The sequence below is a fragment of the Sutcliffiella horikoshii genome, assembly GCF_008180725.1.
In the GTDB taxonomy this organism is placed as follows: domain Bacteria; phylum Bacillota; class Bacilli; order Bacillales; family Bacillaceae_I; genus Sutcliffiella_A; species Sutcliffiella_A horikoshii_B.
The window spans coordinates 430,704-453,740 of sequence record NZ_VTEV01000004.1 but is presented as its reverse complement, the minus strand read 5'-3'; the positions used below and the strand labels follow the sequence as shown (position 1 = coordinate 453,740).

The window sequence follows — 23,037 nt, the reverse complement described above, 5'->3', positions numbered from 1 at the left end:
AATAGGCAGACCGGGAAATCTCCGCAATGTCACAGAGCATCACGATAGAAAACCCTTCTTCTTGTTCAAGTTCGTGAATAGCTAAATACTTCTCCTCATGGCGTATCTGACTTATTTTTGCCTCCTTTCGATCTCCTCCAGCTTTTTTAGAAATGCGTTCAGCTCGCAATCGTTCATTTTCCCTTTCCAGCCTCTGCATCTCACGTTTTATCTTCTGTTCAGGAGAAAGTTCCACTTCTTCCTTTTTCCTCCCACGTTTATCCTGGAGGGCTTCTTCGCCACCATTCTCATACTTTTTCACCCATTGATATACTTGTTGGTAAGAGACCTTGAAGGTCTCCGCTGCCTTATGAAAATCCATGCCGTTCTCTAGATAATAGTGCACTATCTCTATTCGTTCATTTAAGGTAGTTTTTCGTTTGTTAGTCATAGTGAATTTCCTTCCTTTTGAAGTATCCTTTAACTCTCTATGACTATTATAATTCTTAATCCATTTTTGGAGGACAGATTTACTTGATATTTCATACTTCCTAACAAGTTCTTTTTGAGAGTACCCCCCGTTAAGGTATTCACGGACTACCCTCAGCTTATATTCCTTCGTATACTCCTTCGAGGTAGGGTATAAACCTTTCTCCCCCAGACTCTCATACCTATCTATCCAATTATATATAGTGGAGGGACTAACATTATTTATATGGGCTAAATCTGTAATAGTGTGCGTTCGTTTTTCCCAAGCCTTTATGACATTGATCTTGACAGAGAAAGAGCTGGCATTTTTTGACATAATAAATACTCCCCTTAGCGGAAACAGATTTTTGTTTTTTTATCTGTCTACTTAAAAGGGAGCATATCATATCGACGATGAGGACCTCCCTCTTCCTCTTTTCTCGTCGCTGAGGTCTTCATACCGACGGTGAGGACTTCTCTCTTCCTTTTTTCTCCTCACGGAGGTCTTCATATCGACGATGAGGACCTCCCTCTTCCTCTTTTCTCGTCGCTGAGGTCTTCATATCGACGGTGAGGACTTCTCTCTTCCTTTTTTCTCGTAGCTGAGGTCTTCATACCGACCATGAGGACTTCTCTCCTCCTCTTTTCTCCTCACCGAGGTCTTCATCACTACCATGAGGACCTCCCTCTTCCTCTTTTCTTCTTACCGAGGTCTTCATCACGTTGATGAGGACTTCTCTCCTCCTTTTTTCTTGTCACCGAGGTCTTCATCACTACCATGAGGACCTCCCTCTTCCTCTTTTCTTCTCACCAAGGTCTTCATATCGTTGATGAGGACTTCTCTCCTCCTCTTTTCTCCTCACCGAGGTCTTTATACCGACAATGAGGACTTCTCTCTTCCTTTTTTCATGTTACCGAGGTCTTCATCACTCCCATGAGGACCTCCCTCTTCCTCTTTTCTCCTCACCGAGGTCTTCATACNCGACGGTGAGGACTTCTCTCTTCCTTTTTTCTCGTAGCTGAGGTCTTCATACCGACCATGAGGACTTCTCTCCTCCTCTTTTCTCCTCACCGAGGTCTTCATCACTACCATGAGGACCTCCCTCTTCCTCTTTTCTTCTTACCGAGGTCTTCATCACGTTGATGAGGACTTCTCTCCTCCTTTTTTCTTGTCACCGAGGTCTTCATCACTACCATGAGGACCTCCCTCTTCCTCTTTTCTTCTCACCAAGGTCTTCATATCGTTGATGAGGACTTCTCTCCTCCTCTTTTCTCCTCACCGAGGTCTTTATACCGACAATGAGGACTTCTCTCTTCCTTTTTTCATGTTACCGAGGTCTTCATCACTCCCATGAGGACCTCCCTCTTCCTCTTTTCTCCTCACCGAGGTCTTCATACCGGCGATGAAGACTTCCCTCTTCCTCTTTTCTCCTCACCGAGGTCTTCATACCGACAATGAAGACCTCTCTCCTCCTCTTTTCTCCTCACCGAGGTCTTCATGCCGACGATGAGGACCTCCCTCCTCCTCTTTTCTCGTCACCGAGGTCTTCATCACTACTATGAGGACTATTCTCTTTCTTTTTCCTTGTCACTGAGGTCTTCATCACGATGTTAATAAATGAACATGAAGACTATTCCGCAATTCGATTACTTAATATTTTCCTAAACAATAAGAAAAAAAGAGTAATTCTGTAATAGAATCACTCTTTTCAAACGTTTGATTATACAATTACTTCCTCTTCACTTAATTCAGCTTCTTCTATGTCTCTCGATCTGTGGGCAATTCTGCTGGCTGCTGCTGCCGCAAGCGCACATACAATATCATCCATAAATGTGTGAACTTCATCTCCATCGTGTTCATCCAACCTCTTGATGATTCCAAATTTCTCTTTGTCAAGAAAACCAAAGTTTGTCAAGCCAATTGATCCATACACATTCACAATCGATAATGGGATGATTTCGTCTATCCCATACAACGGTTCGTCAGTCTCAACCAAATATTGAAGGGGATCTGGTAGCAGTTTTTTTTCTGCTAAAATATCCAAAGACAATCCGGTTAACACCGCATGGACAATTTCCCTTTTCTCCAAGACCTTCTCGACGTTATGTATACAATCTTCAAGGGTGACATTATTGATATATTTCTTTTGTAGAAGGAGAACAATTTCAGCGATATCCTGTATCGTAACACCTCTGTCTTCCAACATCTTTTTCGTTGTTTCTCTCATCTCTTTTAACGTATATTTTCTCATATGGCCCCCCTCTTTCTCTCTAGCTCAACCATTTAGGTGGTGTGTTCTTTGCCCAATAAATAGACCCTAAAGCATGATGGCCATGAAAGTCATCGTGATAAGTATGGTAATGAAAGTTAAAATAATACCCATCAAGTGGAGGATGATCTTTTCTTACATGAAATCGGATAAGATCTTTTCCTGTAACAGCATGATAAATATGAAAAATCTTTTCGCTATCTCCACCCGTAGGATTTTCAGAAATAGTTAAATTAGTGAGATCTTCTTCAGGATGCTCTTCTGCAAGATCTTGTAGAACCAACTCCATTTTAGGGAAAATCACATCTTTAAATTCATCTTGTATTTTTGGACCGATTCTTGAGCCGAATTTTGCAAAACTTTGAAGTTCAGCCTGTTCTGTAGCTAAAGAAAGAAATGAGTCTTTAGACAACCTTTGTTCAAATGGATCTATAAATTCATTAGAATGATTGTTATATTCTTTGCTTGTTACATCGCCAAACGACGAATCATCCTTCTGATCGTCTATCGTCAAATAGGCAGGTGGCGATACTGTACCGAACGTGAGCGCTGTAATTAAAACTACTAATGATTTCTTAAGCCATTTCGGCAAGACAGTTTTCCTTTCCATCTGTATATCCCCATTCTATTAATTTCTCTAGTATAATGTAAAACTAGTATATCACAAAAGTAAGAAAATTTTATCAATTTTGCGTTAACTTTTCTTACCTAGCCTTTCAAAACTTTCTTTTGGATACCTTTTGTTACAGATTACGCACTAATCTAGTGATTTAATGAAAAATGATTTAATTATTATTCATTTATTTGTGTTTTTTTGTTAATATTAATGAATAGTACATATTGGAGGTTAAATTCATGGCAGATATTGCAATTTTGGTATCAAGCTTTGTTACTTTAGGTGCATTAATTTATTTATGTTTTGCTGACTGATTCTATAGAAAAAAACTCGTGTTGAGAATTGCTCAACACGAGTTTTTTTTTGAAAAGGCTCTGTTAAACACCGCTGTTGATTTACGCACTAGGCTTCGCTTTCCTAGGGGCGTTTGGGGAGCCTCCTCGGAAAAGCGCCTGCGGGGTCTCCCCTAAACGCTATCTCCCTCAGGAGTCTTCGCCTATTGCTTCAATCAACAGCTAGGTTGCTGCAAAAATCAACAATATGCTTTAACAGAGCCTTTGAAAATACACTGACACCGTTGGTGATTTCCGTTTTACATAGCCTAACTTTCTGTATAGCCAAAATGGAATTTTGCGGTTTTTCTTTTTAGGACGGTAAATCCATATTGGGCAAACTTTTCACTTTGCCAGTGGTCCTTTAATACTACTCTGTTCCTGGCAACCCTTTTTGCTTCCTGCAGTGTTTGTTCATTTAAAGCATCTGATACCGCTATGTTTCTTAGCGGGGCAATACCGTTTGATTCTTCAATCCCAATTTCAAACATTGGATCGAAGTATACAACATCAAAGCTCTTATCTGGTAGGTTCGATAGCACTTCCTGATGTTTGCCTTGGATTACTTTAATGCGTCTCATTGCACTTTCTAGCGAATCTTGGTCAGATTCCCAAGCAGCAAGGCCATTTTTCACCAGATAGGCAAGAACCTTATTCCCTTCTATCCCGTACACTTTTCCTTTTTCACCTGTCACTAAGCTTGCTATAATGCTGTCTGATGCAAGACCAAGTGTGCAATCTAGAAAACTCATTCCCTCTTTTAACTCTGTTGCTTTTAAAAAAGGCTCTATTTCCCCCTGTAGCCACCTTTTAACTCGAAATCCGGCTGTATTAGGATGAAAGAAAATAGGTTCAGTCTCATTCATACGATGCCATTCATAACGATTTTTCCCTATCACTAAAACTTCTTGGGTATCAAATTCCTTGAGCAATGTATGGACTGATTTCTTATTTCTTTGTATGTAGGTACAGCCAAGGTCTTGTGCAATATGTTTTGCAGTTTGAATCATTGCTTCATTGGTTCTCCCCGCAGTGGTTACAATCATAATTTTCTCCTTTATAAAAGGACGTGCGTAGTATCTACACACATCCTACCGAATTAACAATATTGGTGAAAAGCTCCTTGAATGTTGGTCATGATGTTTTCCATCGTGTTCGCTTCAATATCATGGCGATGAATGAAATGTACGACTTCTTTCCCTTTTAATAAGGCCATGGAAGGTGAAGATGGTGGAATGTCACCGAACATCTCTCTCATTTTGGACGTAGCTTCTTTATCCTGACCAGCGAAAACCGTTACTAGGTGATCAGGTGTTTTATCCGCCTGGATAATGGATTGGGTTGCTGCTGGACGTGCTAGTCCTGCTGCACAACCACAAACGGAGTTTACCACTACAAGTGTTGTTCCTTCTACTTTATTGAAGTATTCTTCCACTTCATCGCTTGTGGTTAGTTCTTGAAATCCTGCTCTTGTAAGTTCATCTCTCATAGGTTTTACTATTTGTTTCATATATTCTTCATATGCCATAGACATTTTCATTTCCTCCTTTTATCACTTGAATACCGCAGTTGATTTCCGCAAATGGCTTCGCTTTCCTAGGGGCTGACGTGAGCCTCCTCACTTCGTTGCGGGGTCTCCACCTAGCGCTGTCTCCCTCAGGAGTCTTCGCCTTTTGCTCCAATCAACTGCTATGGTACCTAAAGTACTTAGTTATTTCTTTCTGTCATTTGTTTCCAGACGGAGCCTTTTGCTTCTACTCCGCCTTCTATTCGTTGGATGGCCATTTTTACTTGCATGCTCACTTCGAATTCTGAATCGTTTTCTGCATCTCGAAGTGCAGGAAGCGCAGTTTCGTCACCAACTTCGTAAAGAAACATGGCAGCTCTCCAACGAACTAATTTGTTCTTGTCTTTTAAAGATTCTATCATGGCAGGCATGGCTGCTTTATCGCCAAGATCTGACATACAGTCTCCAGCTGTTCTCCTCACTGTTACGGACTTATCTTTGAGGGCTTTTGACAAATAAGGTAAAATGTCAGACTCTTCAAGCATACCAAGATATACGGTTGCCAATCTACGTATAGAGGCTTTTTCGTCTTCTAGTGCCTTAGCCAATACTGGGATGTCCTCTGGTTTTGGATCCATTTGATCAAGTGCAGCAAAGCGTTTTGACCAGTCTGGGTCATCCAGCAATTCCAATGTCACTTTATAACGTTCCTTCGATTTTATTGTATTCGAATTATCCTTATTATTTTCTTGCTTTAACATTTTTTCCAAGCGTTCTTCTGTAAATGTTGCAGAAAGCTCTTCAACTATTTCCGTACCAACGGCTTCAAGATCTCCATAGCGGACACCATGTTCCTTCCATTCACGCTCAAGTACGACATTATCCTGCTGTTCTTGAACTGAAAGTATGGCTTTCATGAACCTATCTGGTAATCCAACACGTTTTTCCTGTTCTCCGTCTGTTAGTTTCACTTGCATAGGAATTCCCTGGAACATTTGAACGAAGACTTTCACTTCTCCAAAACCTTCTAGTGATCTTTGATCTTTTGTGTCTTGGTTGTCTTCTGTTTCTCCAAAAGCAGCCCTTACTTCAGAAAGTATCCCTTTCCAATCAAAGCGGGCATTTCTTTCTACGGCCAAGAAGTCTGCTACGTGATAAACCCCTTTAACTCCTTCTATATCGAGTATTTCCTGGATGATTTTAGGTGCCAGGTCGCTATTGTCTTTTGTATAGTTGTTTCTTGAACCTGCCGGCAATTCTTCACTGAGGATGACCTTCATCGTGTTAGGACTTGGAGTTGGTTCAATAGATTGTATATTCAAGAAAAAACACCCCTTCTTTTGTTATGATTGCTCTTTTATCTTTTCTACTTTTTCAGATAGTTCTTCCCATCTGTTCATTGCCTCTTCCAATAATTGATTGGTTTCTTTTTGCTCAGAAAGCCACTTGCTAACCTTTTCATAATCGCTACCTGCAGTTGCAATCTCTTTCTCAATGGTTTCAAGCTTTTCTTCAAGCTCCATAATTCTTTCCTCTATCGTATCCCAGTCTTTTTGTTCCTGGTAGGACAATTTCAAGGTTTTTTGTTTTTGGCGGGTTACTGTTTGTGTTTCTTTTTTTGCTTGCTCTAACTGCTTCTGTTCTTTACGCTTGAGTTGTTGCTCTTGAACATAGTCTGAATATTCGCCGAAAATCCTTTTAACATTACCGTCACCTTCTAGGATAAACAGTTCATCAACGACTTTATCTAGGAAATAACGATCATGGGAAACGGTTATGACAACACCAGGGAATTCTTCCAAATAACCCTCTAAAATGGTCAATGTCTCTGTATCCAAATCATTGGTAGGTTCATCAAGTAACAATACATTTGGCTGGGACATGAGTATTCTCAATAAGTATAACCTTTTTCTTTCTCCGCCTGAAAGCTTCCGTATTGGAGTACCGTGGGAATGTGGCGGAAAGAGAAAACGCTCAAGTAACTGTGAAGCACTGATATGCTGCCCGTCTTCACCTTTAATAACCTCGGCTTCCTCTTTAATATATTCTATCATTCTTTGTTCAAGGTTCATTTCCTGCTGCTCTTGAGTATAGTAACCAAGTTTAACTGTCAATCCTACATCCAATTTACCGTGGTCAGGTGAAATTTTTTGAGCAAAGATATTTAAAAGTGTAGACTTCCCAACCCCATTTGGTCCGACTATTCCAATTCTGTCTTTTTGCTTAATCAATAAGTTTACATGTTTAAGAATAACCTTGTTTCCAAATTGAAGAGATACATCTTCTATTTCCATTACTTTTTTTCCAAGCCTTGCAGAACCTGTAAATAGTTCTAATTCACCTGCAGAGGAAGTGGAGGATACTTTCTCATCTAGGTCCTCAAAACGCTTAATTCTTGCTTTTTGTTTTGTCGTTCTAGCCTTTGCTCCTTTTCGCATCCATTCTAATTCTTGGCGATAAAGGCTCTTCTGTTTTGCTTCCACTTTAAATTCTTCTTCCTGCCTAATCGCCTTTGCTTCTAGGTAATCTCCATAATTTCCTGTATAAGTATAAATGGAGCCATTATGCAATTCGAAAATTTTGTTTGTTACCTTATCAAGGAAATAACGATCATGTGTTACAAGCAGCACCGCTCCTTGGTACTTGCTCAGATAGTCTTCTAACCATTCTATCGCTTCAAAATCCAGATGGTTGGTAGGTTCATCCAAAATAAGTAAATCAGCAGCTTCCACCAAAGTCTGAGATAGGGCTACTCGTTTTTTTTGCCCACCTGACAGGTTGGATATTTGTTGGCTTGTATCTGTAATTCCGAGTTTATTGAGAATAGCCTTGGCATTTGAACTAGCATCCCATGCTTGAAGCTGGTCCATTTGTGCTTGCAGCTTAGCAAGTTGATCCTGAAGTTTTTCGTTCATAGGTTCCTCTTGGATTTTCGATAAACACCTCTCATATTGTCTAATGACATTGTTCGTATTTGAGTCTTTACTGAAAATTTGTTCCATTACTGAAAAAGACTCATTCAATTCGGGCTGTTGCGATAAAAATCCAATTGTATAGTCATTGGAAGCAGTAATGGTACCTGCATCAGGAGTTTCTTGTCCAGCGATGATTTTTAATAGGGTCGATTTTCCTGTACCATTTACACCTATTAATCCGACTCTTTCTTTTTCTTGTATACTGAAGGAGGCATTCCCGAGCAATACTTTTTCCACATATGTTTTAGATAAATCTTCCCCAATCAACATTTTCATCTTGTTATATCTCATTCCATTCTTTCATAAATTGATCTACAAATTTCTTCATGAATTCATGACGTTCCAACGCAATCTTTTTCGCTTCTTCTGTTTGAAGTGTATCTTTTAAAAGAAACAATTTTTCATGAAAATGATTAATGGCAGTGGACTTTTCGCCTCTGTATTGTTCATATGACATGGAAGTTCTAACCTCTATTTGAGGATCATACATCGCTTGCCCTTTTGCTCCTGAGTACATAAATGTCCTGGCAGCCCCGATGGCACCCAATGCATCTAGCCTGTCCGCATCCTGAACCACTTTCCCCTCCAGAGAGTCCAGTACTATTCCATTTCCGCCTTTGAATCCGATATTTTCTATTGTATAAAGAATTTCATCTATATGTATTTTAGTTAATGGCAGTTCAGACAAGAGTGCGGCTATTTCATCTTTCGCCTTGTCTTTATTTGCCGTTATTTTGTCATCGAGTACATCATGCAATAGGGCAATGATTTCTACCATTAAAAGATTTGCTTTCTCTTCTTTCCCAATATGTAAGGCAAGCCTTCTGACTCTTTGGATATGGAACCAGTCATGTCCTGTGCTATCCTTGTTGAATAATGATTCTACGTATTCTTCTACTTTATGTATCACTAAATGTAACTCCCTTTTTCATTTGATTCATTTTCATTTTAACATGTAAAACTCAATATCTATACCATTTCGCAATGTAAGTCATTTCATTAGTGTAACATATGGCGATTCGCTTTCATAAAATGCGCTGAGTCAGCTTTCTTACTTTTAGTTTTTGGCTATACCCCGCAGTTAATTTCCGCAAATGGCTCCCTTAACATCAAAAAAAGCTAAAGGCTACGCCTAGGTTACCGGACGTTGCGCATTAGCTAGAAAGGAGTAAGGAATGAATTATCCTAGAATTTCGAACCGTTCTCAAATTGGAACTGCCTGGGTTGGGACACATATTGTCCTTATTAGATGCAATTATATGAACAATCAAGTGGTAGCTGTCTTTAAGAGTGACCACGCACCGTTTGAACCCACCTCAAACAACTGCGCTGAAACATTATCCAGATACATCAGTATTGGATATACCTTAATTGGAGCCTACCCTCTTGATGATAAGGAAGTTCAATATGTCCTTCAATATCGGTGATTTTTATTCGTTGTACCAGGAAATGCCGATTGTATTGACGCCAGCGTGTACAGCGATGGCAGTAGATAACGGAAAACGGTCGATCGGAATACCCGGATATTTACTCTTAAGGTTGTCCACTAGAGCGTCTGCTTCCTCTGTATTTGTACCGTGAAGGACAAACAATTCTTTAATTGTAGATTTAGCTTGAGCCTCATCCAAGAAATCCATTATTTTTAAAAGCGCTTTCTTTTGTGTGCGCACTTTTTCTGCGACATCCAATTTACCTTCTTTAATTTGGATAATTGGTTTTATTTGAAGTAGACTTCCTAATAATTTTTGAACACCTGACATTCTTCCGCTTCGGTGCAATTGTTCCAAACTGCCTATCAAGACGTATATGTCACATTTAGTGGCTAATTCATTTAAATATTGTATTATTTCTTCATGTGATTTTCCTGCTTCATGCGCTTCGATTCCCTTTTTCATCATTGCAGATAAGGGAAAGGAGATGACTTTAGAGTCTATTGTGTGAACGGGAATATCCACAAGCTCCCCTGCCTGCGTACTAGATGACACGGTGCCGCTCAAGTGACTTGATAAATGAACAGAAATAATCCGGTCGTAGGATTCTGCCAATTTATTGTATAGCTCAACAAAAGCACCTACTGAAGGTTGCGATGTTTTGGGTGGCGTGTTACTCGCCTCGAGCTTTGTATAAAAGTCCTCTAAAGATAGTGTCACACCATCAAGAAATTCCTCTTCTTCAAAGTAGACCACCATCGGGATGCTATAAACATCAGGATGATTTGACAACATCTCGTCCAAATAAGCAGTACTATCAGTAACCCATGCTATTTTCTCCAAAAATAACTCCCCCTGTCCTCTATCTTTTTTCCTATTTTATTCTACTAGTCTGATAATAATACTTGCAACCTTGGAAATACCTTTAGAGCAGTGTCATGAAAAACTGCTTGATGGTAGTCTTTTGGAATAATTTCTTTTATAAATGAGAGATATGTACCGACAGTAATAAGTGGCCAATCTGTACCGAACATCAATTTTTCATAATGGTCGCAATAATCCAGTGCGTGTAACAGATGTTGAAGAAATCTTGTTTTCTTATGACGGTTTATTTCATGATTTGTTCCGACTATTAAGCCAGAAAGGTCAGCGTACATATTTTTATTTTTATATACGACTTCCGCGCCATCCAATACCCATGGATCCCCGAAGTGTGCCATCACAAACGTCACATCTCTGTTAAACACCGCTACCTCGTCTAATGTCAATGGATGTGAATACTTTAGTAGTCCTCTTTCTGAATAGGTATCTCCAGTGTGGAATACAACCGGTAAATTGTATTTTGCAGCCAACCGATATACCGGGGAATAAACTTCATCATATGCATAAAAAGGATAGTAACCCAAATATACTTTTATTCCCACTACATTTTGCTTCTGAATTTCACTTTCTAAGCATTGTATATGCTCCTTCTGCAGTTTGTAAGGATTTATTCCAGGACAATAGCCCATGTTTGGAGGAATCGAGTTTGCCAGATTTAACCCCATCGGTGTATTGCTCTCGTTATCCGGAAATCGATTTGGTCCTGTCTCCGTGACCCCCATAGCCACAGCCCCTACCACATTAAAATCCTCCCATTCTTTAAGCAATCCTTCGTATGTATAGGTGAGTCTGGATATGCTTTCTGCGGTGTCCTGAAAGCTCTTTATTTTAGAAAAATGGACATGGGCATCTATAATTTTCAACAAGTTACTCCTTTCTTCGAATAGTGATATTATTATTTATTCGATAGTAATATAAAAAAACCCTTCTCTGTTTTTAGAAAAGGGTTTGCTTTTATAATTGCTTTAATAATGTAAACTTATTCTCAAACCTATAATAATAGAAGTGAATTTATTATAGTAATTTTTCAATATCATTTTTCATTTTAGAGGGAGAGGTTGCCGAGGCAAAGCGCTCAACTACGTTTCCATCTCTGTCTACCAAGAATTTGGTGAAATTCCATTTTACTGCTTTGGATCCCAATAATCCCTTTGCATTTTCTTTTAAATAATCAAATAGCGGGTGAGCATCATCCCCATTCACATCCACCTTAGAAAACATTGGAAATGAGACACCATAATTCAACTGACAAAATTCATTAATGTCTTCTTCTTTACCAGGCTCTTGGTTTCCAAACTGGTTACATGGAAAGCCCAGTACCATAAACTTTTTGTCCTTGTATTCTTTGTACAGCTCCTCTAACTCTTCAAATTGTGGCGTAAAACCACATTTGCTTGCTGTGTTGACAATCAATAGAACGTAGTCTTTATATTCCGAGAGCCGTACTTCATTTCCTCTAATATCTGGTGCAGTAAAATCATAGATTGTTGTCAATGCATTCACCTCATTTTTCTTTTTATTATGGATGAAGGTGTTATCCCTGTCCATTATTTGTGTGTACAACTAATTAATACTCTCGATCATAAATGAAAGCATGTCTCTTAAATCGTCAATATTTTCTTCCAATATAAGCCTATCAAAAATAACTTCAGCTTTGAGTTCCACATTCTCGTCTTGTGCATGCTTTATCGTGGAGAAAATAGTAATATTTCTTTCCGTCCAAATTTTCGAAAGGGAATTTCTCCAATTCTCCACCATCGAACATTAGAACAAGCCTACCGCTTTGCCTTTTTCATCTACATCCATCTTCAGTGCGGCAGGCTCTTTTGGAAGACCTGGCATCGTCATGATGTTCCCTGTTAACGCAACAATGAAACCTGCGCCTACAGAAGGTTTCAGCTCTCTAATAGTTACCGTGAAGTTTTCCGGCCTTCCAAGCTTTTTGGCATCATCCGTTAGGGAGTATTGTGTCTTGGCCATACATACTGGCAAATGGCCCCACCCTTCTCCAACTATTTGCTGAAGCTGTTTTTGGGCAGCTGGCAACAATTCAACTCCTGATCCACCGTAAACATTCTTCACAATTGCCTCTAGTTTTTGTTCCAGGGAATCCTCTGACTGATAGAGCGGTGTATAGGAAGATTCTTTAGTTTCTATTTGCTCGAGTACTGTTTTAGCTAGCTCAAGACCTCCATTACCACCTTGTTCCCACACTTGAGTGAGAGCCATTGGAATCTTATTTTCCTGACACCAATTTTTCACAAACTCTATTTCAGCAGCAGTATCTGTAATGAATTCATTTAGAGCTATTACATAAGGCAAGCCGAACTTTTCTATTGTTTCCACATGTTTTTTTACGTTCTCTATCCCTATACTTAGTGCTTTGAGGTTCTCTTCTTTTAATTGATCTTTTGACATGCCCCCATGCATCTTAATGGCACGGATTGTAGCTACAATGACCACTGCTTCGGGATTAAATCCAAGTGCAGGTGTTTTAATATGTAAAAATTTCTCCGCACCAAGGTCGGCACCGAAGCCTGCTTCTGTAACCACGTAATCTCCTAGTTTTGCTGCCATTTGCGTCGCAATTACACTGTTACAGCCATGGGCTATGTTGGCAAAAGGTCCTCCATGAATGATGGCAGGAGTATGTTCCATGGTCTGCACAAGGTTTGGCATGCATGCGTCTTTTAGAAGCAAAGTCAAGGCACCTTCTACCTTTAAATCTTTTACTGTCACTGGTTTCTTTTCCATGTCGTAGCCGATGACTATACTAGCAAGTCTCTCTTTTAAATCAGCTACATCTTTTGCCAAGCAGAATACGGCCATAATTTCAGAAGCAACCGTAATATCAAAGCCATCTTCTCGGGGAACCCCTTGTGTTGGTCCTCCCATTCCAATGACTATTTTTCTAAGCGCCCGATCATTGAGGTCCAGCACCCTTTTCCAAGTGATTCTCCTTGTGTCAATCTTTAAATCATTTCCCTGGTGGATGTGGTTGTCAATCATGGCAGCAAGAGCGTTATTGGCTGTCGTAATGGCATGAATATCCCCTGTAAAATGTAGGTTGATATCTTCCATCGGCAACACCTGCGAGTACCCTCCTCCAGTTGCTCCACCCTTCATTCCCATCGTTGGTCCAAGGGAAGGTTCACGCATGGCAATAATTGTATTTTTTCCCAGTTTATTCATTGCTTGGCCAAGTCCAACTGTAACGGTAGACTTCCCTTCTCCAGCTGGAGTTGGATTAATTGCTGTAACCAAAATCACTTTCCCATTTTGTTTCTTATGTAAACGTTTTGTAATGTCAAGGGAAAGCTTTGCTTTATACTTCCCATAAAGCTCAATTTCATCTTCTTCAATATCAAGGAGGCTTGCAATGTCCATAATTTTTTTCATCGAAGCTTGTTGGGCAATTTCAATATCACTCTGTACAGCTGTCTTAGTATGCTTCATCCTTCATTCCCCCGTAATTAATGGTAGACTTTTAATTTTTTTACAATGCTATTATTGTACCACTATTCCTAAAAATTATGGATTGGTTCTGCTCACTCGTCCATTTAAAATTTACATAAAATTAGAAAAACTTTAATTTCTCCATAACAAAAAATTGATAATATTTTATAAAGTAGGAATTGTTGTTAGGAGGCTTGATGATGAGGAATAAAGGGCCAAAGATTATTATTTTGACTGCTTCTTATGGAAATGGCCATCTGCAGGTGGCTAATTCTTTATATCAAGAGTGTATTAGAAGAGGATATGATAATGTAAAGATTTGCAACCTGTACACAGAATCACATCCATTCATTTCAGAAGTGACAGAAAAGCTCTATTCAAAAAGCTTTACGTATGGGAAACAATTTTATAAGCTGTTTTATTACGGGACAGATTTCATTCAAAATAAAAAAATGCTTCGTTGGTATTACCAATACGGATTTAAACGACTTACTTCTCTGATTGAAACAGAAGAACCTGACATTCTAATTAACACTTTCCCAATCAACGCCGTACCTGAATTCCGTCGTCGGACAGGTATTGTAATACCTACCTTCAATATCATTACCGATTACTGTCTGCACAGTCTCTGGCTCCATGACGATATTGATAAATATTATGTTGCAAGCAATGAATTAAAAGCAAAGATCCATTCAAGAGGCGTCACTGAATCCAAAGTTGTAGTAAGTGGGATCCCAATACGTCCTTCCTTTTCTCAATCGTTAGACAAGAGCATGCTCTTTGACAAATACCAGATAAGCCCTAAAAAAGATTTAATTCTACTTATTGCTGGAGCTCATGGTGTACTTAAGAATATAAAAGAAACATGTGAAACACTTTTGTTAAAGACAGATCATCAACTAGCTGTGGTGTGCGGCAAAAATCATTCTTTAAGAAACGAGATGGCACAACTCGAGAATAAATACAGGGATAGACTCCATTGTTTCGGATATCTTGAGAGAATTGATGAACTCTACAGGATTGCCAGTGTTATGGTGACTAAGCCTGGGGGAATTACTCTTACAGAAGCTACTGCAACCGGTACTCCTCTCATCCTTTATATGCCTGTTCCTGGCCAGGAAAAAGAAAATGCACGATTTTTCTCGGAAAAAGGTGCAGCGTTGACAGCGAAGAATCAGGAAGAGTTGCTTAATAGCATAGATTCTTTACTAAAAAGTAAACAGAAACAACTCTCCTTGCAATTATCCATTAAAAAATTGTACTTGCCCTCATCTCAGGAGATGATCATGACTGATATACTCAAAGAGAGCGAAAAAATATCACGAATGAAAAATCACTCGACTATTAAATCACAGAAAAAAAAGCTTGGAAGCTAATTAATAGGCTTCCAAGCTTTTCACGTATTTTATTCGGAATCACTATTTCCTTTTGCTTTTACACCTTTACTCTTGTATGGTTTGTTGCTTTTGGCTTTATTTGCTGCTTTTTGCCAGCGGCTCCATCCCTTTTTACCTGTTCCGCGGCCAGTTCCTCCGCCTTTGCTCTTTCCACTACTCATTCGTTTCACTCCTATATATATAACAACTAAGATTGTGATTTCGTTAAACATCTAGCTTACTACATTAGAGTGATTAAGCAAAGGTTTTTTATGTCGGAAGAGTGCTATTCACCTGTTGTATAGACTTCTTCAAACGGCTGTACGACCACAAATCCGTTACCGGCGAATTTCATTTGGATCGATTCGCCACTTCCTCTTCCAAGGAAAGTTTTCAATTGTACATCTGTGACAAACTCCGGCTGTAGGTTACCTGACCATGCTACCGTTGCGTTAGGATCGGTATAAACAGGCTGTCCTGGATTCACCATTAAAGTAAGAGGCTCATAGTGCGATGTGAATGCAACCATACCACGACCTTCCAGCCTTACATTAAAAAGTCCACCTGCCATCATGCCTGCCACTTTTCTCATAAGTTTAATGTCCCACTCCAATCCTTTTTCAAAAGCAAGCAAATCGTTGCCGTTGATATAGATGCTGTCTCCTTCCAAATCAAGGATTGTAATTTTTTTGCCTTGATCAGCAATATACAGTTTTCCGTTTCCTGAGGCCTTCATCAGTTGTGAACCTTCCCCGGTAAGGGCTTTTTTCATCAGTTTCCCTAAACCGTGTTCTAACATTCCTTCCCGTTGAAACTTAATAGACCCTTCATAGGAAATCATGGAACCCATTTTAGTCCATATGTCTCCATTAAGATTGACTTCAAGTATTCTTTCCGTTTCTAACTCGAATAGACCTTGCCCTTTATCCTCTTGCCTGCTTTTTTGAATAAATTGATGAATGGAATATTTAGACATAATCAAATCGCCTCCCTATTTTTTCTGCAACTCAAAAACCCACATGAACGTTAATGCTTGCTTTAAAAAGCGAGGTAAATTAGTAGTATCCAGTTTTTTCGCTTCTTCCTTATATACGGGCATCCCGTCCAAAAGTTCCCAATCATTTTCAAGTGCCAGCCGTTCAAACTCCCATGGCATCATGGTGTTGCAGATTGCTTCTTTACCATACAGCCTTTGGTAGCTATGTGCCCGTGGTCCGGCAGTTGGTCCCAACAACCCCAAAAACAATTTCCCACCTGGCTTTAACACTTTATGAAATTCTTCTAGCACATGAAGAGGTTGTTCTACCCATTCAATAGAATTAATGGCCATCACGGCATCCATGGAGTGATTCTCTAATGGAAGCTCCGTCAAACTCCCCTTTTGAAACTTGATGTTTGTATGTACCCGTTTTTTTACAGCTCTTTCTATCATGGCTTCTGCAATATCCACTCCTGTTACATGGTACCCATTTTCTGCTAGTAAGAAGGTGCCGAAACCATCCCCACATCCTGCATCCAAAACATGAGCATTTTGTTTTAACCTTTCTTTTATAAAAGGAATGATTGTCTTCCTACTACCGTTTAACCACATGTTTTCACTGTTTTCGTGCCAAAACTCTGCTCGCTCATTCCATACCTTCTCTGTTTCTTCATTCCAATTGAACTTATTCATGTAATCCCTCCCCTTATCTACTTCCTAGACCGTATAATTTTATTCTACAAGGAAACGCTACAATCGTATAGAGAAAGGAGGATCTACTTTGAGCGAAACATTTGTAGCAGTTCAGAAAAATGGCGATGGTGATATCACAGGTTTTAAAACATCCAGCGGCAGAGTTCTCTCCTATCAAGAAGCTGTAAACGACGTAAATCAAGGCACTGTTCTTGGAGCAAATGTATTTAAAGGTAAGGACGGAGAGATGTATATAAGAGGAAATGCCGACGGGGATCCGACAAATAACTTGGATAACTTGCCGATATTCTAAAAGAGCAGAAGGAGCCAACAATCATGACGAAGAAATATAATAAAGGCGGCAGCCAAAATCAGAACAGCCCTACAAGCAGCTTTACAAGCGAGAACGAAAAAGTTGCCGGCGATAATAGCAAGGGCAATATACGTAATAAAGACCAAAAGGATAAAACAGAGCTATAATTCTTGGGAGCTGTCATTTTGGCAGCTCTGTTATTTTTTTCTCCACATGCTCAGAAAATCCTATATAATTTCAATAAGTGTTATTCTATTGAAACTGTAAAGGAGCTTTGTGTCATGTACATACCTAAGCAATTTAAAAAGGAAGAAACAAGCGATATTATCCAGTTTATCCGAGCAAACAGCTTTGGAGTATTATTCTCCCAGCATGATGGAGTGCCAACTGCTACATATTTGCCATTCATCTTATCTACTGAAGAAAACGGCAGCATCACGTTACTTTCACATATGGCAAAAGCAAATCCTCAGTGGAAAACGCTGGACTCTAACGTTGCTTTGGCAGTATTCAACGGACCTCATGCCTATATTTCTGCTTCCTGGTATGAAGAAGAAAATACTGTTTCCACTTGGAACTATGTAAGTGCCCATGCTCAAGGGAAAGTAGAAGTAATACATGACTCCCATACGCTATTACATATCTTAAAAGAAGCAACAGATTTCTATGAAAAAGGGTTTGAGAGACCTTGGAGATTGGAAGATAACCTGGAGACTGTCGAAAGTATGTTAAATGGAATTGTAGGATTAAGGATAAGGGTAGAAAATCTTCAAGGTAAATGGAAATTGAACCAACATCATTCAACCGAAAGAAAAGAACGTGTCATCCAACAGCTGAAGAAACAGGCTCAATATGACTCAAAGGAAATTGCTAGATTAATGGAATTAGACATGAAACCTAACAAGCAAGAATGATCTACATTCAACATTCAGATCATTCTTTTTGTTTTGGGGATATTCGCCAATAAAGAGAACTCTAGCTGTTGATTGGAGCAAAAGGCGAAGACTCCTAAGGGAGAAAGCGCTAAGTGGAGACCCCGCAGGCGTAGCCGAGGAGGCTCCAGCAGTGCCCCTAGGAAAGCGAAGCCATTTGCGGAAATCAACAGCGGTGACTATATGAATACTAATATTTATTTTACATCACACGAAAGAAATATCTTCCATATCTCCTATAAAGTGTTTATAATAGTCACTTGTTAGTGCTTTCATTCAGATAGGACAAGGAGGTAAAAAACAACATGATCGAAGTGAAAAATATCAGTAAGCATTACCGTTTGTTCGAGAGAGATCCAGGACTAACAGGTGCAGTAAAATCATTATTCAAAAGAAAATATATAAATAAAACTGCAGTAAACGATATCAGTTTCTCCATTCCAAAAGGTGAAATTGTAGGATATATCGGTTCCAATGGAGCCGGGAAATCCACCACCATTAAAATGATAAGTGGTATTCTTACTCCTGACGAAGGCTCTGTCATAGTGAATGGCATCACTCCTTATTCAGACAGAACCAAAAATGCTAAAAATATCGGGGCTGTTTTCGGACAACGGACACAGCTATTTTGGGACATTCCAGTCCAAGAATCTCTTGAACTACTAAAACATATTTACGAAGTTCCACAAGAAGTTTATGAAAAAAACCTTGCTAAGTTTAAGGAAGTGTTAGATTTGGAAGCGCTATTGCCGATTCCGGTCAGACAGCTTTCTCTAGGGCAAAAGATGCGCTGTGAGCTTGCAGCAGCCTTTTTGCACAATCCATCCGTTGTTTATCTTGATGAACCAACCATTGGCTTAGATGCATCAGTCAAAATAAAGATTCGTCAATTCATTAAACAAATGAACAAGGAACATAAGACCACAGTCATTCTAACCACCCACGATATGCAAGATATCGAGGAGCTTTGTCATCGTATTATCATCATCGACAAAGGCAGTGTCATTTATGATGGCAGCCTTCTTTCTCTAAAACAGCAGACAAGATTTAACCGAACAATCAAACTTGAGATTGATTCCAATGACGTCTTCACCCTTCCATCTGCCTTGAGGACTTCTGTTCATTTAGAAATACCAGAGGAAGAACATCACTATTTGCTCCATTTTAACAATACGGTTATTACTGGCAGTGAAATCATGAAAGAGATTATGAGAGACTATCTTGTTCAAGACTTTACGATAACAGAACTTGGCATTGAAAAAGTGGTACAGGAAATTTACGAACGGGGGCCAGAACATGCGGAAGTACTTGGAGCTGTTAAAGTCTCAAATTAAAGTCGAGACCGCTTATCTCGCTTGGTACTGGGCGGATGTGGTCTCCACTTTGCTCCGATTGGTCATTATGTATTTTTTCTGGGTGGCTGTCTTCCAAAATCGAACAGAAATCTCTTCCATTTCCTTTGAATCGATGATTACATACGTAGTGATTGCAATGATGCTAGAAAACTATGTATCTGGTGCAGGAAATGAGATGGCCAGAAATATTAAAAATGGCGATATAGCGTTGGAGTTATTAAAGCCTTACGATTACTTGACTAAGTTAATCTTTATGGACCTTGGTTCTAAAGCAAATAGTTTTGTACGGACGACCATTCCTATTTTTCTAGTAGCCATCATTTTCATTGGAATTCAAGCTCCTCCATCTTTAGAGGTCGCTATATTGTTTTTCGCCAGCATGCTCGTTGGAATATTAATCGGTACACAAATTGACCTTATTATTGGCGTGTTGGCTTTTTGGACGGTCAATGTGTGGGGAGTGAGGGTGCTACGCGAGGCGATTGTTAAATTCTTTTCAGGAGCACTCATTCCACTTACCCTATTTCCGGGTTGGTTCCAGGAAGTGAGCAGCTTTCTGCCTTTTCAGTCTATGATTTTCGTACCTGTGGCCATTTACACAGGCCAAATTCAAATGGGCCCTGATGCATTGATTGCTTTTGCAACCCAATTGTTTTGGCTAGCTATCTTATTTGTCGTTGTCCGTGTTGTTTGGACTCAAGCAATAAAAAAAGTAACCGTGTTTGGAGGATAGCCTATGTGGAAAAAGTGTAATCGATATATGTTCTTATACGGAAAATACTTTAGCAATCACTTAAAGGTGATGATGGAGTATAAAGCAGACTTTTTCATCGGATTGTTCTCGGTCATGGTCCAACAATTCACTGCTCTCTTTTTCTTAAAAATTGTGTTTGATCACATAGAAGTTCTTAAAGGTTGGACTTTTTATGAAATACTTTTCATCTACGCCATCGCCTTTTTAGGGCGTTCCATTCATCATATCTTCTTTGATAATTTATGGACGCTTGGATGGCAGTATATTCGTTCTGGTAACTTTGATAGACTTCTGCTAAGACCAGTGAATCCCCTTTTTCAAATTGTGGCAGAAAGAGTGCAGCAGGATGGGTTTGGACAATTAATCATCGGTGGCATTGTTCTAACGATCGCTAGTGTGAATTTGGAGATTGAATGGACGATTCAGAGTCTGCTTCTATTAGTTGTTTTCATTATTTCAAGTGGAATTTTATTTGTCGCCATAAACCTATTTTTCATCACTTTTTCATTTTGGATGGTAGACAGTCTTCCTATTGTCGTTTCTGTGTTCCAGTTAAGTGAGTTTGCAAGATACCCTTTGACTATCTATCCAAAGGCTGTCACATTAATCATCACTTGGCTGATTCCTTATGGATTTACTGCCTACTACCCGGCAACCTACTTTTTTGAAAAAGAATCCGTGGTTGCTATGGCGCTTATAACCCCCGCTATTGCTTTGCTTTCATTTGTTATTGCATATTGGTTCTGGAACAGAGGAATTAGGGCATTTACTAGTACAGGGAGTTAATAACCAAAGTAAAAACATTATTAATGGTGGAACGCCGCTGTTCCTTTCCGCAAATGCCTTCGCTTTCCGCGGGACGGTGCTTGAGCCTCCTCGCTACGCTGTGGGGTCTCAAGCTACCGTTACTCCCCCGCTGGAGTCTTCGCCATTTGCTCCAATCCACAGCTAGGAATAACTAGAACAAAAGGTTTGTGGTGTTCCGTAAACTCAATCAAATTCCTTTTACTAAACCCCTAAGTAAAAGTGAAGTAACCCTTGTTGATTGGAGTGGAAGGCGCGTAGACGCCCGCAGGCAAGCGAAGCGCCTGGAACGGAAATCAACTATGTCATATACTTCTTTACAATGAAAAAAGCCACTCTAGATGAGTTGGCTTTTTTTGCTGTTTATTTATCTCAACCTCAAAAGTTGCTTTCTATTGTTGAACAGTGTTGGATAAGACAATAATCCAAGCATGATGCTGGTTACAGATGCTGTTGTAAGTAATAAAAATACTATTAACAATTGAAATTGTACGGCTTGAATGGGACTGGCTCCAGCGATAATCTGCCCGCTCATCATTCCTGGAAGCTGAACGAGCCCAATCGTTTTCTGACTTTCGATCGTTGGAATCATGCTGGCTTTAATTGCCTGTATCAATTGGGTATGTATGGCCTGTTTGGTGGACCCTCCAAGGGAAAGAATCAGGTCAATCTCATCCTCTCTTGCTTCTATCTCAGAAAGGAATCTATTTAGAAAAAGAATTCCAAGTACCATTGAGTTACCGATAATCATACCGCTTATCGGAATGATATACTGTGCAGTAGGAGGAATAATATTGAATCCAATCAAGATTCCTTGAGTCAGAACTTCAATAAAGATGTATGTTAATCCCACCTTCCAGGTGATTCCTTTAATCGGGGTCTTCTTTCTTGCAACATTTTGAACAGCAGCCCCAATAATAATCAATACCATTAAAATGATAAAGAAATATCCTTCTGATTCAAAAACAAAGGTTAACAGATACCCGACGATAAATAATTGTACCACAGACCTGATTACAGCGATAATCGTATCTTTTTCTAGATCAAGTCGGAATGTTTTAGAAAGAAAGATAGGGATGACTACAAAAATGAGGGCAATTGCGAGCGTGAAGGCGTTCATTTCAACTCCCCCTTAAAAAAAGCTTGGACATGTTCGTTTGTGGAGTTTTGAATATCCTGACTTTTACCTGCTTCTAATAGTTCTCCACCCATCAGGACCCAAGTGGAAGTTCCAACAGTTAAAGCCTGATTCAAATTGTGGGTAATCCATATTATAGTAGTGCCGTACTTTTTGCTTACCCTTTGAATTAATTCGTCAATTTCTTTTTGTGAAGTTTGATCCAATGAAGAAGTTATTTCATCCAGAAGTAATACTTTCGGACGATTTACAAGTGTCCTTGCAATGGATAACTTTTGTCTTTGTCCACCTGATAGATCTTTCACATTCTGATGTATCTGGCTTTCTTCAAGTCCTACTAAATGTAACATGTTGATCGCCTCTTCCTCTTCAAGAGAGCGATCTTGCAGCCGTAAAGGTAGAGAAAGGTTATCAAATACATCTCCGTCAACCATCGGAGCACTTTGAAGAGCAATGCCTACCTGCTTGCGAAGCACTGTTGGTTCATAGTTATTTAGACTTTTGCCATCTATAATTATCTCACCTGATGTAGGAGTCAGAAGCCCGTTAAACATTTTCAACAAAGTGGTCTTGCCCGCACCAGAGGGTCCGACAAAGGTAGTTATTTCTCCACCAGTAATACTTCCAGAAATACCCTTAAGAATTAGTTTATCATCAGCTTGGTATTGTACATTCTTTAACTGTATAGCCTCCTTCAACGGTCCCCCTCCTTCCATTTTATAGTACATACTATACCCTTGTTTTTTAAAAAAATAAGGCCGAGCATCTCACACTCGAC

The 23,037-nt window shown here is 39.5% G+C and carries 25 protein-coding genes; 8 read left to right on the top strand and 17 right to left on the bottom strand.

The window, feature by feature from the left end; genetic code table 11:
* The 8 genes from FZC76_RS12300 to FZC76_RS12265 all read right to left on the bottom strand — a co-directional run.
* The coding region (locus FZC76_RS12300) for a helix-turn-helix domain-containing protein (protein ID WP_148988453.1) at positions 1 to 784 on the bottom strand (784 nt) is incomplete at its 3' end.
* A 1,384-nt stretch (positions 785 to 2,168) separates the two neighbouring features.
* Complete coding sequence (locus FZC76_RS12295; RefSeq protein WP_148988452.1) at positions 2,169 to 2,699, bottom strand: phosphatidylglycerophosphatase A family protein; 531 nt, start codon at positions 2,697 to 2,699, stop codon at positions 2,169 to 2,171.
* Between the two features lie 19 nt (positions 2,700 to 2,718).
* Positions 2,719 to 3,309 (bottom strand): YpjP family protein, encoded by a 591-nt coding sequence (locus tag FZC76_RS12290; RefSeq protein ID WP_187442059.1) that lies wholly within the window; start codon positions 3,307 to 3,309, stop codon positions 2,719 to 2,721.
* 625 nt (positions 3,310 to 3,934) lie between these two features.
* Positions 3,935 to 4,711 (bottom strand): class I SAM-dependent methyltransferase, encoded by a 777-nt coding sequence (locus tag FZC76_RS12285; protein ID WP_148988450.1) that lies wholly within the window; start codon positions 4,709 to 4,711, stop codon positions 3,935 to 3,937.
* A gap of 53 nt (positions 4,712 to 4,764) precedes the next feature.
* Positions 4,765 to 5,199 carry a BrxA/BrxB family bacilliredoxin gene (locus FZC76_RS12280; protein WP_148988449.1) on the bottom strand — a complete coding sequence of 145 codons (435 nt, stop codon included), beginning with the start codon at positions 5,197 to 5,199 and terminating at the stop codon, positions 4,765 to 4,767.
* A 173-nt stretch (positions 5,200 to 5,372) separates the two neighbouring features.
* On the bottom strand, positions 5,373 to 6,494 hold the full coding sequence (locus FZC76_RS12275; protein WP_148988448.1) for a conserved virulence factor C family protein: 1,122 nt from the start codon (positions 6,492 to 6,494) through the stop codon (positions 5,373 to 5,375).
* Positions 6,495 to 6,515: 21 nt separating this feature from the next.
* Positions 6,516 to 8,423 carry an ABC-F family ATP-binding cassette domain-containing protein gene (locus FZC76_RS12270; RefSeq protein WP_148988447.1) on the bottom strand — a complete coding sequence of 636 codons (1,908 nt, stop codon included), beginning with the start codon at positions 8,421 to 8,423 and terminating at the stop codon, positions 6,516 to 6,518.
* Positions 8,424 to 8,427: 4 nt separating this feature from the next.
* Positions 8,428 to 9,057, bottom strand: a complete 630-nt coding sequence (locus FZC76_RS12265; RefSeq protein WP_148988446.1) for an HD domain-containing protein — start codon at positions 9,055 to 9,057, stop codon at positions 8,428 to 8,430.
* 265 nt (positions 9,058 to 9,322) lie between these two features.
* Between FZC76_RS12265 and FZC76_RS12260 the strand changes: the two genes are divergently transcribed.
* Positions 9,323 to 9,574 carry a hypothetical protein gene (locus FZC76_RS12260; RefSeq protein WP_148988445.1) on the top strand — a complete coding sequence of 84 codons (252 nt, stop codon included), beginning with the start codon at positions 9,323 to 9,325 and terminating at the stop codon, positions 9,572 to 9,574.
* Positions 9,575 to 9,577: 3 nt separating this feature from the next.
* Here FZC76_RS12260 and FZC76_RS12255 read toward each other — a convergent pair whose 3' ends face one another.
* From FZC76_RS12255 to FZC76_RS12240, 4 genes are all read right to left on the bottom strand, one after another.
* A complete protein-coding gene (locus FZC76_RS12255) occupies positions 9,578 to 10,420 on the bottom strand; it encodes a DegV family protein (RefSeq protein ID WP_148988444.1) in 843 nt (280 codons plus the stop codon).
* 44 nt (positions 10,421 to 10,464) lie between these two features.
* The gene (locus tag FZC76_RS12250) at positions 10,465 to 11,322 is read right to left on the bottom strand and encodes an amidohydrolase family protein (RefSeq protein WP_148988443.1); all 858 of its coding nucleotides are present in this window, start codon (positions 11,320 to 11,322) and stop codon (positions 10,465 to 10,467) included.
* A gap of 151 nt (positions 11,323 to 11,473) precedes the next feature.
* A complete protein-coding gene (locus FZC76_RS12245) occupies positions 11,474 to 12,007 on the bottom strand; it encodes a glutathione peroxidase (RefSeq protein WP_148988491.1) in 534 nt (177 codons plus the stop codon).
* 216 nt (positions 12,008 to 12,223) lie between these two features.
* The gene (locus FZC76_RS12240) at positions 12,224 to 13,915 is read right to left on the bottom strand and encodes a formate--tetrahydrofolate ligase (RefSeq protein WP_148988442.1); all 1,692 of its coding nucleotides are present in this window, start codon (positions 13,913 to 13,915) and stop codon (positions 12,224 to 12,226) included.
* Positions 13,916 to 14,115: 200 nt separating this feature from the next.
* Between FZC76_RS12240 and FZC76_RS12235 the strand changes: the two genes are divergently transcribed.
* Positions 14,116 to 15,291 (top strand): diglucosyl diacylglycerol synthase, encoded by a 1,176-nt coding sequence (locus tag FZC76_RS12235; RefSeq protein WP_148988490.1) that lies wholly within the window; start codon positions 14,116 to 14,118, stop codon positions 15,289 to 15,291.
* Positions 15,292 to 15,320: 29 nt separating this feature from the next.
* On the opposite strand, the gene FZC76_RS12230 is transcribed toward FZC76_RS12235, so the two are convergent.
* From FZC76_RS12230 to FZC76_RS12220, 3 genes are all read right to left on the bottom strand, one after another.
* Positions 15,321 to 15,473 carry a DUF3934 family protein gene (locus tag FZC76_RS12230; RefSeq protein WP_148988441.1) on the bottom strand — a complete coding sequence of 51 codons (153 nt, stop codon included), beginning with the start codon at positions 15,471 to 15,473 and terminating at the stop codon, positions 15,321 to 15,323.
* Between the two features lie 104 nt (positions 15,474 to 15,577).
* A complete protein-coding gene (locus FZC76_RS12225) occupies positions 15,578 to 16,267 on the bottom strand; it encodes an AIM24 family protein (protein WP_148988440.1) in 690 nt (229 codons plus the stop codon).
* Positions 16,268 to 16,282: 15 nt separating this feature from the next.
* Entirely contained in the window at positions 16,283 to 16,963 is a 681-nt protein-coding gene (locus tag FZC76_RS12220) for a class I SAM-dependent methyltransferase (RefSeq protein ID WP_148988439.1), read from the bottom strand.
* Between the two features lie 88 nt (positions 16,964 to 17,051).
* Between FZC76_RS12220 and FZC76_RS12215 the strand changes: the two genes are divergently transcribed.
* The 6 genes from FZC76_RS12215 to FZC76_RS12195 all read left to right on the top strand — a co-directional run bounded on the left by FZC76_RS12215 (position 17,052) and on the right by FZC76_RS12195 (position 21,103).
* Positions 17,052 to 17,276, top strand: coding sequence for a DUF3892 domain-containing protein (locus FZC76_RS12215; RefSeq protein WP_148988438.1), 225 nt, complete (start codon positions 17,052 to 17,054; stop codon positions 17,274 to 17,276).
* 23 nt (positions 17,277 to 17,299) lie between these two features.
* Complete coding sequence (locus FZC76_RS23055; protein WP_187442056.1) at positions 17,300 to 17,443, top strand: hypothetical protein; 144 nt, start codon at positions 17,300 to 17,302, stop codon at positions 17,441 to 17,443.
* A gap of 114 nt (positions 17,444 to 17,557) precedes the next feature.
* Positions 17,558 to 18,190, top strand: a complete 633-nt coding sequence (locus FZC76_RS12210; protein ID WP_148988437.1) for an FMN-binding negative transcriptional regulator — start codon at positions 17,558 to 17,560, stop codon at positions 18,188 to 18,190.
* Between the two features lie 323 nt (positions 18,191 to 18,513).
* On the top strand, positions 18,514 to 19,542 hold the full coding sequence (locus tag FZC76_RS12205; RefSeq protein ID WP_148988436.1) for an ABC transporter ATP-binding protein: 1,029 nt from the start codon (positions 18,514 to 18,516) through the stop codon (positions 19,540 to 19,542).
* Positions 19,505 to 20,296: an ABC transporter permease gene (locus FZC76_RS12200; RefSeq protein ID WP_148988435.1), complete on the top strand. Its 792-nt coding sequence runs from the start codon at positions 19,505 to 19,507 to the stop codon at positions 20,294 to 20,296. Before FZC76_RS12205 ends, FZC76_RS12200 begins: the two co-directional genes overlap by 38 nt.
* A 3-nt stretch (positions 20,297 to 20,299) precedes the next feature.
* Positions 20,300 to 21,103 carry an ABC transporter permease gene (locus tag FZC76_RS12195; protein WP_148988434.1) on the top strand — a complete coding sequence of 268 codons (804 nt, stop codon included), beginning with the start codon at positions 20,300 to 20,302 and terminating at the stop codon, positions 21,101 to 21,103.
* A 385-nt stretch (positions 21,104 to 21,488) separates the two neighbouring features.
* On the opposite strand, the gene FZC76_RS12190 is transcribed toward FZC76_RS12195, so the two are convergent.
* Positions 21,489 to 22,241: an ABC transporter permease gene (locus FZC76_RS12190; protein ID WP_148988433.1), complete on the bottom strand. Its 753-nt coding sequence runs from the start codon at positions 22,239 to 22,241 to the stop codon at positions 21,489 to 21,491.
* Entirely contained in the window at positions 22,238 to 22,957 is a 720-nt protein-coding gene (locus FZC76_RS12185) for an ABC transporter ATP-binding protein (protein ID WP_262372561.1), read from the bottom strand. The genes FZC76_RS12190 and FZC76_RS12185 overlap by 4 nt, the downstream gene beginning before the upstream one ends.
* Positions 22,958 to 23,037: the final 80 nt, after the last annotated feature.

Coding starts and splice junctions, on each gene's coding strand:
- FZC76_RS12295 (WP_148988452.1), bottom strand. CDS start 2,699: ATGAGAAAATATACGTTAAAAGAGATGAGAGAAACAACGAAAAAGATG.
- FZC76_RS12205 (WP_148988436.1), top strand. CDS start 18,514: ATGATCGAAGTGAAAAATATCAGTAAGCATTACCGTTTGTTCGAGAGA.
- FZC76_RS12245 (WP_148988491.1), bottom strand. CDS start 12,007: ATGGACAGGGATAACACCTTCATCCATAATAAAAAGAAAAATGAGGTG.
- FZC76_RS12195 (WP_148988434.1), top strand. CDS start 20,300: ATGTGGAAAAAGTGTAATCGATATATGTTCTTATACGGAAAATACTTT.
- FZC76_RS12280 (WP_148988449.1), bottom strand. CDS start 5,199: ATGTCTATGGCATATGAAGAATATATGAAACAAATAGTAAAACCTATG.
- FZC76_RS12240 (WP_148988442.1), bottom strand. CDS start 13,915: ATGAAGCATACTAAGACAGCTGTACAGAGTGATATTGAAATTGCCCAA.
- FZC76_RS12270 (WP_148988447.1), bottom strand. CDS start 8,423: ATGAAAATGTTGATTGGGGAAGATTTATCTAAAACATATGTGGAAAAA.
- FZC76_RS12225 (WP_148988440.1), bottom strand. CDS start 16,267: ATGTCTAAATATTCCATTCATCAATTTATTCAAAAAAGCAGGCAAGAG.
- FZC76_RS12210 (WP_148988437.1), top strand. CDS start 17,558: ATGTACATACCTAAGCAATTTAAAAAGGAAGAAACAAGCGATATTATC.
- FZC76_RS12285 (WP_148988450.1), bottom strand. CDS start 4,711: ATGATTGTAACCACTGCGGGGAGAACCAATGAAGCAATGATTCAAACT.
- FZC76_RS12200 (WP_148988435.1), top strand. CDS start 19,505: ATGCGGAAGTACTTGGAGCTGTTAAAGTCTCAAATTAAAGTCGAGACC.
- FZC76_RS12230 (WP_148988441.1), bottom strand. CDS start 15,473: ATGAGTAGTGGAAAGAGCAAAGGCGGAGGAACTGGCCGCGGAACAGGT.
- FZC76_RS12190 (WP_148988433.1), bottom strand. CDS start 22,241: ATGAACGCCTTCACGCTCGCAATTGCCCTCATTTTTGTAGTCATCCCT.
- FZC76_RS12260 (WP_148988445.1), top strand. CDS start 9,323: ATGAATTATCCTAGAATTTCGAACCGTTCTCAAATTGGAACTGCCTGG.
- FZC76_RS23055 (WP_187442056.1), top strand. CDS start 17,300: ATGACGAAGAAATATAATAAAGGCGGCAGCCAAAATCAGAACAGCCCT.
- FZC76_RS12235 (WP_148988490.1), top strand. CDS start 14,116: ATGAGGAATAAAGGGCCAAAGATTATTATTTTGACTGCTTCTTATGGA.
- FZC76_RS12220 (WP_148988439.1), bottom strand. CDS start 16,963: ATGAATAAGTTCAATTGGAATGAAGAAACAGAGAAGGTATGGAATGAG.